General features: G+C 72.3%; 11 protein-coding genes and 1 pseudogene. 6 read left to right on the top strand and 6 right to left on the bottom strand.

Going from position 1 to position 12,440, the window contains the following annotated elements:
- Nucleotides 1-247 precede the first annotated feature (247 nt).
- Nucleotides 248-532 (top strand): hypothetical protein, encoded by a 285-nt coding sequence (locus ACLQ24_RS12220; protein WP_425891266.1) that lies wholly within the window; start codon nucleotides 248-250, stop codon nucleotides 530-532.
- Nucleotides 533-684: 152 nt separating this feature from the next.
- Here ACLQ24_RS12220 and ACLQ24_RS12215 read toward each other — a convergent pair whose 3' ends face one another.
- Both ACLQ24_RS12215 and ACLQ24_RS12210 read right to left on the bottom strand, forming a co-directional pair.
- Nucleotides 685-2,475 carry a hypothetical protein gene (locus ACLQ24_RS12215; RefSeq protein WP_425891264.1) on the bottom strand — a complete coding sequence of 597 codons (1,791 nt, stop codon included), beginning with the start codon at nucleotides 2,473-2,475 and terminating at the stop codon, nucleotides 685-687.
- On the bottom strand, nucleotides 2,475-4,385 hold the full coding sequence (locus ACLQ24_RS12210) for a ParB/RepB/Spo0J family partition protein (RefSeq protein WP_425891262.1): 1,911 nt from the start codon (nucleotides 4,383-4,385) through the stop codon (nucleotides 2,475-2,477). The genes ACLQ24_RS12215 and ACLQ24_RS12210 overlap by 1 nt, the downstream gene beginning before the upstream one ends.
- A 190-nt stretch (nucleotides 4,386-4,575) precedes the next feature.
- Here ACLQ24_RS12210 and ACLQ24_RS12205 point away from each other — a divergent pair, with 190 nt between their 5' ends.
- Entirely contained in the window at nucleotides 4,576-5,526 is a 951-nt protein-coding gene (locus tag ACLQ24_RS12205) for a DUF1775 domain-containing protein (protein WP_425891261.1), read from the top strand.
- Nucleotides 5,527-5,908: 382 nt separating this feature from the next.
- Here the strand turns inward: ACLQ24_RS12205 and ACLQ24_RS12200 are convergent.
- A pseudogene (locus ACLQ24_RS12200) lies at nucleotides 5,909-6,169 on the bottom strand (ADP-ribosylglycohydrolase family protein); the annotation flags it as partial.
- 110 nt (nucleotides 6,170-6,279) lie between these two features.
- On the opposite strand from ACLQ24_RS12200, the gene ACLQ24_RS12195 reads away from it, so the two are divergent.
- Nucleotides 6,280-6,969, top strand: coding sequence for a response regulator transcription factor (locus ACLQ24_RS12195; RefSeq protein ID WP_074318485.1), 690 nt, complete (start codon nucleotides 6,280-6,282; stop codon nucleotides 6,967-6,969).
- A 29-nt stretch (nucleotides 6,970-6,998) separates the two neighbouring features.
- Nucleotides 6,999-8,402: a HAMP domain-containing sensor histidine kinase gene (locus ACLQ24_RS12190; protein ID WP_425891259.1), complete on the top strand. Its 1,404-nt coding sequence runs from the start codon at nucleotides 6,999-7,001 to the stop codon at nucleotides 8,400-8,402.
- Nucleotides 8,403-8,701: 299 nt separating this feature from the next.
- Here ACLQ24_RS12190 and ACLQ24_RS12185 read toward each other — a convergent pair whose 3' ends face one another.
- Together ACLQ24_RS12185 and ACLQ24_RS12180 are read right to left on the bottom strand one after the other, a co-directional pair.
- Nucleotides 8,702-9,724, bottom strand: a complete 1,023-nt coding sequence (locus tag ACLQ24_RS12185) for an adenosine deaminase (RefSeq protein ID WP_425891257.1) — start codon at nucleotides 9,722-9,724, stop codon at nucleotides 8,702-8,704.
- Nucleotides 9,721-10,518, bottom strand: coding sequence for a trans-aconitate 2-methyltransferase (locus tag ACLQ24_RS12180; RefSeq protein ID WP_425891255.1), 798 nt, complete (start codon nucleotides 10,516-10,518; stop codon nucleotides 9,721-9,723). Before ACLQ24_RS12180 ends, ACLQ24_RS12185 begins: the two co-directional genes overlap by 4 nt.
- Before the next feature lie 83 nt (nucleotides 10,519-10,601).
- Here ACLQ24_RS12180 and ACLQ24_RS12175 point away from each other — a divergent pair, with 83 nt between their 5' ends.
- Nucleotides 10,602-11,585 carry an aldo/keto reductase gene (locus tag ACLQ24_RS12175; protein ID WP_425891253.1) on the top strand — a complete coding sequence of 328 codons (984 nt, stop codon included), beginning with the start codon at nucleotides 10,602-10,604 and terminating at the stop codon, nucleotides 11,583-11,585.
- A 94-nt stretch (nucleotides 11,586-11,679) separates the two neighbouring features.
- Complete coding sequence (locus ACLQ24_RS12170) at nucleotides 11,680-11,874, top strand: hypothetical protein (protein ID WP_425891251.1); 195 nt, start codon at nucleotides 11,680-11,682, stop codon at nucleotides 11,872-11,874.
- Nucleotides 11,875-11,978: 104 nt separating this feature from the next.
- Here the strand turns inward: ACLQ24_RS12170 and ACLQ24_RS12165 are convergent, their stop codons facing one another.
- On the bottom strand, nucleotides 11,979-12,182 hold the full coding sequence (locus ACLQ24_RS12165; RefSeq protein WP_013732668.1) for a cold-shock protein: 204 nt from the start codon (nucleotides 12,180-12,182) through the stop codon (nucleotides 11,979-11,981).
- Nucleotides 12,183-12,440: the final 258 nt, after the last annotated feature.

Raw genomic sequence — 12,440 nt, 5'->3', positions numbered from 1 at the left:
ATCTCACCAACGGCACCAGAGAACAACCCACAGCCACTTGACCTGATCTATGCGCCATATCCGGTTGGAGACCTTCCACAAGTCCGCCATGGATAGGAACCAGCCGATTTGTGGACCTTCGTAAAGAACCATGATCACGCGAGGACTGCCCCCATGATCACCCTGGGTTATATCGACCAGCCCGGCAGGTTTTAGTGAGTTGTTTTTGGTCTGGAAACTACGGACGGGCCATACCACCGACCTGACCGTGCGTGTCACACCTGATCTCGTCCTCGCCCATCCGGACGGGACCACCGACGCCGTCAAGCTGTACCTCTACAACGATCAGCTTCCGGCGCAGGCCGCCGAGGTCACGCTGTGGCTGATGCAGCAGACCCTCGACCAGACTCATCCCGGGGCCCGACCAATGGTGCTCGACGTCCGGCGCCGCCGCGAACACACCAGGCTGCACCCCGCCCCGGGATACGCCAGTTGGTTGGAGTCCGAGGCCGCCAGCCTCGCATTCCTCTACCGTCGCCACCGGGCCGCCTGACCCCCGGCCTCCCGGCCAGCCGCTGAAGCTGGCCGGGAGGCCCACCACAGGTGCCGGCAACACGTGCTGTACCTGTCGCACTGGAAACTACGGACGGGCCAACAGGTCGCCCAGCATCCGCACCCAATGCACCAACACTCTCCGAGAGTCGTTCACCGGCCAGCTGCGAGGTTGGCGAGTGTCTTGGCGAGCTTGCGTAGTCCGACGGCGGTGGTCCGGTACGGGTCGCCGCCGGGCGACCAGTTCTCGGCGGCGTTGGGCGGCCTGCAGTGCACGTGGTAGTCCACGCCGCCCTCTTCCTCCCGCTGGACGGCCTCGATGACGAGCGTGGCGTTGTGGTGCCCGGGAATCTCGGTGCGGGCGGTGGTTTCGCCGCCCAGCACCGCGCAACGGTCAGTGATCTGGTCGTACTCGGTGGTGATCTGGTCCAGCCGGGCGGCGTCGGCGTCATCCAGGGGTCGGGCCCTGCCGGCCAGGTCCGCCCGTTGCTGACGCTCGGCGGTCCAGGTCAGCCTGTCGGAGTGGTGGGTGTCCTGGTAGGTGTCGAAGCGGCTGCGCAATTGTGCCGTCTGCCTCGGGGTCGCGCCGGTCGCACCGCGGGGTGAGCTGGTCAGCGTCTCGTAGCGGGCCTGCTGCTGCGGGGTTCGCCCACGGGCCTGGCGATACGGGCCTGCGGGCTGGGGGTCACCGAGCTTGTCCAACGCCTCAAGCTCCCGGTACTCATCCACGCTGAGCCCGTAGACGATGGCGGCCTGTTCGGCCAGCAGCGGTGGCTTGCGGGCACCCATGAGCGCGTCGTGGCGCGTTTGCTCGGCGCGGGTGCGCGCGCGGTAGGGCTTCGCGTGGATCGCCACCAGCTCGTGGTACGCGGGGACGCTCAGGCCGCAGACCTCGGCCGCCAGGTCCTCCCGGCCGGGCGCGAACCAGTCACCGCCGGCGGCGGTGATCCGGCGCTGCGGCTCGTCGTACCGGGCGCGATCGTCAGCGCCGAGCGCGTCGACGCACTCCTGCATGTACGTGCGCCGCTTCTGTTGGTACAGGTGGTGCTGCTTCTCGCTGCTGTCGAGCCGCAGTTGCAGGTCGGCGTCGGCGACGTCACCGAAACGGGCCATCTCCAGGTGCATCCGCTCGTCGTGCAGCCGGTCAGACTGCCTGACGAGCTGGCGGTACTCGCGGTCGATCCGGGCCGCCGTGGTGATGACGTCGTCGACGCGCGCCGGCAGCTCGACGAGGTCGCCGGCGTTGATGACAGCGGTCACGTCCGAGTGGGTGTCGACCTCGTAGGTCTCGCCGTCCTGCGGGTCGACCCGGGACTCCTGGGCCGGCGCGTGTGCGCCCTTCCAGTCGCCTTTGTCTTCCTCATGGACCGGGACCGCGACGTGCACGACCCGACCGTCAGGGGTGTCCACGGCCGCGGCGAGCACCATCAGTCCCTCGTCGCCTGCCGCCGACGCCGAGCCGGCGAACGTCTCTGCGTCGCGCAGCACCATCCGGTCACTGACCCGCAGCCGGTCTCGCGCTCTGTCGTTCGCGCCCGGGCCGGATCCGGCCGGTGGTGTCGCGGTCACGCTCTTCTCCTCTACGTGATCAGGCGCGGGCCCGGCGGCGTCGCCACCGACCAGGACGTCGTGGCTGGCGAGGTTGCCGCCGGCGTCGGCGACAGCGTCGGCGACCTGGCCGTCGCAGGCGTTGAAGTCGGCCAGCGCGGTGCGCAGGTGCTCGGCGGCGGTGGCCACGGCCGCCTGGGCAGTGCCGCAGGCCCGGCCCGCGTCGCGCAGGTGCGCCACCGTGGAGGGCTGCATATCCAGCGACTCGTACCGGTCGGCCGCCTCGTCGAGCACACCGGCGATCCCGCCGACCTCGTCAACCCGCTCCCCCGCCGCAGCGATCGCGGCGGCGAACGCGGCCCGGATCCCCTCCGGGCCGCTCGCCTCAACGTTCATCAACACTCCCCCGTCAGATCGGCCACGTACTCGAGCGTCGCGCCGTCGGCCCGGCCGGTCCAGCCGTGGCACGTCACCCCGGCGTCGGTCAGCACACCGGTGGCCCACGTGAACGCCTGGTCGACGTCAGCGGCGGTCAGGACGTCGTGGTCGGCGTGGGGCTTGTCGTCGGCCAGCAGCACCCAGGCGGCCTCGACCGGATCGTGCAACAGCCGCCACTCCCCCACCGGCCCGGCCCCGGCCGCCGCGGTGCTCGGGTCACCGGCGTGCACCGCGAGGTACGCCGGCCGGCCGGGCAGGAGTTGCCCCTCGACCCAGGCGACGACCTCGATGCCGTACCGGTCGGCCAGGCCCTCGGTCGCCCACGCCTGGGCGGCCTCGACGCCGGCCGGGTCGCCGAGGTGCTCGGCGTACGCGGCCGGCTCGTCCTGCCCGTCGTAGTGCAGCAACCAGCAGCACGCGTCGACGTCGTCGAAGGACAGCGAGATGCGCTGCGGACCGGCCGAGCTGGCCGGCTCGCTCTCGGGCGGGTCGATGGCGTCGAGGCGGGCCTGCTTCCACGCGCTCGGGGTGTAGCCGGCCTGCTCGACCAGACGGGCCAACCATGCCGCGTCGCTCTGGTTCCACTCCCGGTGGGTGCCACGGGCCTGAACCTCACGCCGAGCAAGGCCAAGAGCATGCGCGGCGTGCACCCGCACCGCCCATCCAGCCCGGCGAACCTGCTCCCACCACCGGTAGTTCGGCAGGGCCGGATCCGGACCGACGCCGGCGGCGAGCAGCCACTTGTGGGCGAGCTGCGCACAATCACTGCCCGGTGCCCACAACCATGCGTCGACGATGTCCGCCGCCGACGGCGGCAGCTTCGGGGCCTTCGCTGCCAGAACAGCGGCGGCCTCAGACCGGGCGGTCATCGCCTTGCGGCGCTCCCGATCATCGGTGATCCGCTGTTGCTCGGCCGCGCTGCGGTTGTCCGCGGCCTTCGGCTTCCGGCCGGTCGAGTAGTAGGTGACCGTCCCCCAGGAGTCGACGCCGGCGGCCAACTCGCCGGCCTTGCGTGCGGCGCCGATTGCCTTCGCGCCGGTCAGGCGGCGCTGGTAGTAGTCGTTGCCAAACTGCTTGATCGGGTCGGCGATAACTGGGGTGCCTTCGGCGGCCAGGTTCTTGTTGGCCGTCTCGATCGCCGTTTGGCGCTCCCGGATCCGCTGGACCTCGTTGACCAGGTTCGCGGCGGACCACTGGTGGTACCGGCTGTCTTGGCTCAACCGGTACGCGGCCAGCATCAGCTCCTGGTCGTCGCCGGCGGCGTCGACGAACGCCAGCGCGTCCTTGATCTGCAGGGGCTGCTTCTTCTTCGCCCGGCCGGCCGGCTCCTGATCCTCGTCGTCGGGGGCGCGGCCGGTTTCGAGCTCGGCCAGCAGCGCCTCGGGCAGCCTGAGCAGTTTCAGGCGCTTGGAGACGTGCGACTGCGAGCAGCCAACCCGATCGGCGATCTCCTTCTGCCTGCGGCCGGCGGCCTCCTGCTCGGCGAACGCGCGGGCCTCCTCCACCGGACTCAACGGCGACCGGGCAACGTTCTCGGCGGTCATCACATCCAGCTGCGCCAGCGCGTCGTCGGCTATCGCGTCCTCGCGCACCAACACGTTCAGCGTGGCGTCCGGGTCGTCGCCGTAGACGATGCCGGCCGCCGTGCGCCGGCGGGCGCCCACCAACACCACCCACTGCGCGTCGACGAGCTCCTCCGCGTGGGCCGGCCACGCCGCAGCAACCCGGGCGGCGGGCAGCACCACCGGAGGTTGGATGACACCAACCTCGCGAATCGAGGCCTCCAGCTCCTCCAGGTCGGTCAGCACCTTGCGGGGATTGGCGGGATGGGTCACCACCGACGAGAGCGGCACAGCGTGGGAGCGCATCGGTGCAACCGCAGCTACCGACGGTTGGGGGTGATCGGTCGATTCTGTGGAATCAGGCATGATGGGGCGGCTCCTTCGGGAGTTGGAGCGGGGCGGCCGGAATGCTGTCGAGGCTGAGGCCGCCCCGCGACTAGCTAGGTGGCGTGGCCGGAAACCGGTGCCGGTCGCGCGAGACGGATGGGGGCACGAGATGGCGAGCACGCACGGCGGTGGCCGCCCGCGGCGGATCGCGGCGGTGACCGCGCTGACCGCGCTGACCGCGGCCGGGCTGCTGCTCTGGCCCGCCGCGGCGGCGCAGGCCGCGGACGTGACGACCACCCCGACCGAGGCACGGCAGGGTGACGCCGTACGGCTGGAGTTCAGCGTGCCCGAGGAGCGGGCCGGCACGAAGACCACGCGAATCGAGATCCGGTTGCCGGCCGACGCGCCGGTGGCCGAGGTCTACCCGATGTCGGTCGACGGTTGGGCACCCAAGATCGACTCCCGGACCCTGGACAAGCCGGTGGCGGGCATCCACTCCTCGGGCGTGAGCACCGTGACCACGGCGGTAACATGGATCCGCGTCGGCGCGGCTACGGCCGGCCCGGCCACGCTGGCCCTGTCCATGGGCCCGTTGCCGCAGGCCGAGCGGCTCAGGTTCGAGGTCGTCCAGACGTACGCCGACGGCACCGTGGTCCGGTGGACGGACGCCGACGGGGCGCACGGCGCTCCGGTACTGACGCTGCTGCCGGCAGCCCCCGGCGCCGCCGGACCGGCGGCGCACGGCGGCCACGGCGCACCGGCGGCAGGCGCTCCCGCTGCCGACGCGCAGGGTGCCGACGGCGCGTCCCACGGTGACGCGGCGGGCGCTTCCGGCGGCGGTGACGCGGCGGGCGCCCCCGGCGAGGAGTCCGGCAGCGCCGATGCGATGCTCGCCGCCGGCCTGCTGGCCGGACTGGGCGGCGGCGCGGCGATCGGCTGGCTGGTCAGCCGGTGGCGGCGACGCGACCCGGCGGAGCGGACAGCGCTGGCAGAGGTCACCGGCGCGACGGAGACCGAAATGGTGACGCCCGCGCCGCAGCCAGACGGCACCGACGCGCCCACGGAGACGGCGCCCGTCGCGGCGCTTGCCTCGGCAGCCACTCCCGCCCGCACCGGCTGAGGCAGCACGGCCGGCACCGGCTGAGGCAGCACGGCCGGCACCGGCTGAGGCAGCACGGCCGGTACCGGCTGAGGCAGCACGGCCGGCACCGGCTGACGGGGTGTCAGCTCATCGCCGGGCCGGCGGGCCGTGGCCCTCCACGCGTCCTTTGCTCTGCTCCAACCCGCGCAACACTCATGTCCCCAAACTGTTGCGCGGATTGAAGCAGAGCAAAGGGGCCGTGGCACACCCTCCGGCGGGCTCTGCGTGCAGCCGGTTAGGCAGGACAGCCAAGCGTTCAGGACACCGGACCCTGGGTAGTCAGGGACACGACGAGGCCCCGACCAGGCAAGGGACACCGACACCAGGCAAGGGACACCGACACCGCACGGCAGGCAAGCGGTCAGGGTAGCCAGGTGGGTAGCGGCTCGCGGGCGGCCAGCCACGCCTCGGGTATCCCGCCCGGGGAGCCGACACCGGTGTACGCCGCCACCACCGCCCCCGCGATGGCGGCCGCGGTGTCCACGTCGCCGCCGGCGCTCACGCACGTGCGGATCGCCGCCGGATATTCATCGAGGTCGGTGGCGGCGACCCAGAGCGTGAACGCGACGGTGTCCTGGGCGGTCACGCGGGAGCCGTTACCGAGCGCCGCCACCACGCGGGGGCGCCAGGCGAGCGTCGACGAACAGGGTGAAGGACATCGTCGTACCAGCTTGCACGCTTCCCAGGTACGTCGCAACGCGATCAACTTGCCAGGCCAAGTACCGTCTTGTCGTGGCCTCCGTGCTCCTGGTCGAAGACGATCACGTCGTACGCGGCGCGATGCTGCGGTCCCTCGCTGACCGGGGGCACGCCGTGCACGCCGTGGGCACCGCCCTGGACGCGCTGCGACGGGTCGCCGCGGAGACACCCGACCTCGTGGTGTTGGACCTTGGCCTGCCCGACCTGGACGGCTCGGACGCGCTGCGGATGCTGCGTGGCATCACCGACATCCCGATCATCATCGCCACCGCCCGGGACGACGAGCAGTCGGTGGTCAAACTGCTGCGCGCCGGCGCCGACGACTACATGGTCAAGCCGTTCACGGGCGCACACCTGGACGCCCGCATCACCACGGTCCTGCGGCGCGCCGGGCGGGCCAGCCGGACGGTACAGCCGGCGGTGCACACCGTCGGCGGTCTGCGCGTGGACGTCGGTGAGCGCAGCGCCCATCTCGACGGGGAGCCGCTGGCGCTGACCCGTAAGGAATTCGACCTGCTGGCGTATCTCGCCGCACGACCCGGGCGGGTAGTGTCCCGCCGGGAACTCTTGGAGGAGGTATGGCGGCAGCCATCGGTCGGCGAGGATCAGACCATCGACGTACACCTGTACTGGCTCCGCCGAAAGATGGGCGAGTCCGCGGCGAAGCCGCGCTACCTGCGCACCGTGCGGGGGGTCGGGTTCCGGCTGGTGGCACCGGACTGAGGACGGCGCTGGCCCTGCTCACGGCCGGCATGTGCAGCCTCGTCGCGCTCGCGTTCCTGATCCCGCTCGGGTTGAGCCTGCGGGGGCAGACGCGGGAGGAGGCGATCGCCGACGCGGCCCGACGCAGCGCGCTGGTGACCGGCGCGCTGGCGGTGAGTACGGACCGGGCGGCGGTCGAACGGGCCGTCGTGGCCAGCGGCGAAGATGCCGCGGCCCGGCCGGTGGTGTACGGGCTGGGGCTGGACGAGTCCACGGGCCGCGCCGGCGGCGCCGACCTGGACCGGGCTCGCGCCGACCGGCGCTCGCTGGTCACCGACGTGGACGGCGGAGTGGTACGGCTCGACCCGGTGGTCCTCGCTGATCGGACGGCCGTGGTCGAGGTGTTCGTGCCGGACTCGACGCTGGGCGAGGGCGCCGGGGGCACCTGGCTGTTGCTGTTCGCGGTGGGCGCGGCGATGGTCGGCGCGGCGGTGCTGGTGGTCGACCGGGTGGCCGCCCGGGCGGTGGACGCCACCCAGGGTCTGGTCAAGGCCGCCCTGTCGGTCGGTGACGGCGACCTGGGCGTACGCGTGGAGCCGACCGGCCCGCGCGAGCTGGCCGAGGCCGGGTACGCCTTCAACCGGATGGCCGACCGGCTGGACGCGGCCCGCACCGATGAGCGCGAACTGGTGGCCGACCTGTCGCACCGGCTGCGGACGCCGTTGACCGTGCTCCGGCTGGACGCGGAGGCGCTGGAGTCCGACGACACGAGCGTGGGCTCGTTCAGCCCGGCGGAGCTGGACCGGCTGCGGGGCATCCGGCGCATCCGGCAGGCGATCGTCACCCTCGAGGGCGAGATCGACGTGCTGATCAAGACCACCCGCAAGGCGGTGGCGCACGAGGCCGGCCCGGCGATGTGCGACGTCAGCGAGGTGGTCCGGGACCGGATGGTGTTCTGGGCGGCGCTCGCCGGTGACCAGAATCGGCCGCAGCGGGTCACCGGCGCCCAGCTGCGCATTCCCGCGCCCGTGCCGCGGGCCGAGCTGGCCGCCGCGCTGGACGCGGTGATCGGCAACGTCTTCCGCTACACCCCGCAGGGAACGGCGTTCGAGGTGGCCGTGTCCCGCCGCGACGGGTACGTGGCGATCCGGATCGACGACGCCGGTCCGGGTATCGCCAACCCGGATCGGGCGCTGCGACGGGGCGCCAGCGACCAGGGCTCGACCGGGCTCGGCCTGGACATCGCCAAGCGGGTGGCGTTGCAGGCGAACGGCTCGGTCAGCATCGACCGGGCCCGGTTGGGCGGCGCCAGCGTGGTGATGCTGCTCGCCGACCCCGACGCGACGCCCCGGCAGGTCAGCCGGTTCGGTCTGGTGGGCCGGATGGCACGTGACGCCCGGGAACAGAAGAGCAGCGGCCGTCGCTGGCCCCGCCAGCGCCCCACCGACGACTGAGCACCCTCGACGGACGACCGAGCCCTCTCGACCGACCGAGCAGCACCGGGCCGATCGGTTGACGGGGGCGCTCCGATCGGCTGGGCGGGCCGGGGCTGTGTGGCGGCACAAGTCTTCCTTAGATCGGGGTTAACGACTGCGGTCAGGGGCTCGCGAGCTGACAGGATTCAGAGCACGAACCCACCAGTTCCACCGGCCAGCGCCCCGCGCACCCCCGGCCGGTGGAGCCGTGCGCGCGGCGGGAGTCTCAGGTCCCCCCACACCCACGCTCCCGCCGCGCGCCCCGCTCACCTCGTACCTCAGCCGACGCTGGCCACGTACGCGTCGATCTCGTCGCTGATCCGCTGCTTGCCGGCCCCGTCGAGGAAGGACGCCGTCACGGCGTTGCGGGCCAACGCGGCCAGCTCCCCCGGGCCCGCCCCGAGCAGTCGGGCCGCCACCGCGTACTCGTCGTTGAGGGTGGTGCCGAACATCGGCGGGTCGTCGGAGTTGATGGTCACGAGCAGCCCGGCCTCGACCAGCCGGGGCAGCGGGTGCTCGTCGAGGGACGCCACGGCGCGGGTCCGTAGGTTGGACGTCGGGCAGATCTCCATCCCGATCTGCCGCTCGGCGAGGTACGCGAGCAGCTCCGGGTCCTGTGCGGCGGAGATGCCGTGCCCGATCCGCTCGGCGCCCAGCTCGTGCAGGGCGTCCCAGATGGTCTGCGGGCCGGTGGTCTCACCGGCGTGCGGCACCGAGCGCAGCCCGGCGGCGCGGGCCTGGTCGAAGAAGGGCCGGAACTGCGGCCGGGGTACGCCGATCTCCGGACCGCCGAGACCGAAGCTGATGAGCCCGTCGGGGCGCTCGTCGAGCGCGATGCGCAGCGTCTCCTCGGCCGCCGGAAGGCCGGCCTCCCCCGGGATGTCGAAGCACCAGCGCAGGTCGAGGCCGAAGTCGGCGGCGGCGCGCTTGCGGGCGTCCTCGATCGCCTCGCAGAAGGCCGGAGCGGGGATGCCCCGTCGGACGTGCGAGTACGGGGTGATGGTCAGCTCCGCGTACCGGACCTGCTGGCGGGCCAGCTCCCGGGCCACCTCGTGGGTGAGGAGCCAGACGTCCTCGGGGTCCCGGATGAGGTCGACCACGCTCAGGTAGACCTCGATGAAGTGCGCGAAGTCGCGGAACTCGAAGTAGCTGGCGAGCGCGTCCGGGTCGCTGGGGACGGGGGTGCGCCCCTCGTGGCGGGCGGCCAGCTCGGAGACGATCCGGGGCGACGCGGAGCCGACGTGGTGCACGTGCAGCTCCACCTTGGGCAGACCGGCGATGAAGGTGGTCAGTTCGGTCACTGGTTCTCCTGTGCATGGGCGCCGCCGGTATGGGCGACGACGAAGACGCGGCGGAACGGGAAGGACACCTGACCGTGCCGCGCCGGGTACGCGGCGGCGAGGCGTACCCCCAGCTCGGCCCGGAGGGCCGACCAGCCGGCGGCGTCCAGCACGGCCCGGACGGGTCGCAGCGCGGTGCCCTCCATCCAGGTCAGCACCGGGTGGTCGGCGGCGGGATCGGCCGGCAGCAGGTGCACGTAGGTAGTCTCCCAGGCGTCCAGGGCGCAGCCGGCGGCGGTCAGCAGCTCCGCGTAGTCGGCCGGGTCGTCGACGGGATCGGCGCGCTGGAGCGGGGCCAGCTCGGCGCGCCAGGCCGGGCGACCGGCGACCTCGCGCAGCGCCCGGTGCGACGGGGCGTCGAAGTTGCCGGGAACCTGCATGGCGAGCCAGGCGCCGGCGGGCAGCTCACCGGCCCAGCGGCGCAGCAGCTCCTGGTGGCCGGGCACCCACTGCAGGGCCGCGTTCGTGACCACCACGTCCTCGTCGCCGGTCGGGCGCCAGTCGCGCAGGTCGGCGACGGCGAACTCGACCGGGGTCGGCAGGGCCCGCGCACGGTCGATCATCTCGGGCGCGGAGTCGAGGCCGAGGATCCTGGCGTCCGGCCAGCGCTCGGCGAGGGTGGCGGTGAGCTGGCCGGGACCGCAGCCGAGGTCGATCACCGTGCGGGGGCGGACGGCGGGAACCCGGCCGAGCAGGTCGTGAAAGGGTCGGGAGCGTTCGTCGGCGTAGCGCAGGTACGTCGTCGGATCCCACATCGTCGCCTCCAAACCGTACGTCCGTCTTGTTGACGGTACGACTCGCGTGGCAGCCCGGCAACCCCGATCACTAGGCTCGGAGCATGGAACAGCGCAGCGTCAACCGGCTCGGCCGAACCGTCGGAGTCGTCGGCCTGGGCGCCTGGCAGCTCGGCGCCGACTGGGGCACCGTCAGCGAGACCGACGCCATGGCCGTGCTCACCGCCGCCGTGGACGCCGGGGTCACCTTCCTGGACACCGCCGACGTGTACGGCGACGGCCGCAGTGAGCAGTTGATCGGCCGCTTCCTCCGCTCCCGCCCCGACGCCGGGCTGACCGTCGCCACCAAGATGGGCCGGCGCGTCGAGCAGCGGCCCGAGGCGTACACCCTGGCCAACTTCCGGCAGTGGACCGACCGGTCCCGGGCCAACCTCGGGATGGACACCCTGGACCTGGTCCAGCTGCACTGCCCGCCGAGCGCCGTCTTCGCCGACGACGCGGTCTTCGACGCCCTGGACACCCTCGTCGCCGAGAGGGCCATCGCCGGGTACGGCGTCAGCGTGGAGACCTGCGACCAGGCGCTCACCGCCATCGCGCGGCCCGGCGTGGCCAGCGTCCAGATCATCCTCAACGCCGTTCGGCACAAGCCGCTGGAGCGTGTGCTGCCGGCGGCCGCGCAGGCCGGCGTCGGGATCATCGCCCGGGTGCCGCTGGCCAGCGGCCTGCTCTCCGGCCGCTACGACGAGCACACCGAGTTCCCCGCCGACGACCACCGCAACTACAACCGGCACGGCGAGGCGTTCGACGTGGGCGAGACGTTCTCCGGCGTGGACTACACGCAGGGGCTCGCGGCCGTACGCCGGCTCGCGCCGCTGGTCGACGCCGACCGCACGATGGCGCAGTTCGCGCTGCGGTGGGTGCTGGACCAGGCCGGCGTCGCCGTCGTCATCCCCGGTGCGCGCGACGCCGAGCAGGCCCGGCGCAACGCCGCCGCGGCCGACCTGCCGCCGCTCACGGCCGCCCAACTGGCCGGTGTACGCGAGGTCTACGACGAGCTGATCCGCCCGCAGGTGCACGACCGGTGGTGAGCCGCCGAACCCGGGTGCTCGCGTCGCGCCGTCGGACCGACGATGTTGGACACCCGGGGCGGCGTGCCGCCCGAGGAGGCGAGGAGGGTTCGCGATGAGGGGTTGGCTGACACTCACCCTCGGCCTGCTGGCCGTGGTGGTCGGTGCGGTGTGGACGGTGCAGGGCCTCGGCTACGTCGGCGGCAGCGTGATGACCGACGAGATGCTCTGGGTGGTGCTGGGCCCGATCGTGGCCCTGGCCGGGCTGGTGGCGCTCTGGCTGGGGTTGCGCTCGCGCCGACGGCTCTGACCGATGACGTGGAAAGCCCCGCATCCCGGAAGGGATACGGGGCTTCACTTCAACGAGCCCAGGCCGGGCCGTCCCATCTCGCCGGCGGGGGCCGGCCAGATGCGTCAGAGGGGACGGACCTGCTCGGCCTGCGGGCCCTTCTGACCCTGGGCGATCTCGAACTCCACCCGCTGGTTCTCCTCCAGCGTGCGGTAGCCGCTGGACTGGATGGCCGAGAAGTGGACGAACACGTCAGCACCCCCGCCGTCGACGGTGATGAAGCCGAAGCCCTTGTCAGCGTTGAACCACTTCACGGTTCCCTGCGCCATGTGTATCTCCTTCTAAAACTGGCGGCCGTGCACGCCGTGCGGCCGATTGGCCGTTCTCGAGCAGCGGCGTCTGAGGCGGCCTCCACGAAGGAGACTCCTCTCAACCCACGCCATCTCGCAACAGCGTGGAACAGCAAATCACGTACGCAAAAACTCTGCACGACCTGTCCGACGAATTTCTCCGACATGTGACCTGACGGATGCCCGAGATCGCTGGGCGGCGCTCCGAGTCGTGCGAAAGGCCCCCTTCCCGTCGAT

This window comes from Micromonospora sp. DT4 (assembly GCF_049841675.1).
In the GTDB taxonomy this organism is placed as follows: Bacteria; Actinomycetota; Actinomycetes; order Mycobacteriales; family Micromonosporaceae; genus Micromonospora.
The sequence above is the reverse complement of the archived record's forward strand: the minus strand, read 5'-3'. Positions and strand labels throughout refer to the sequence as shown.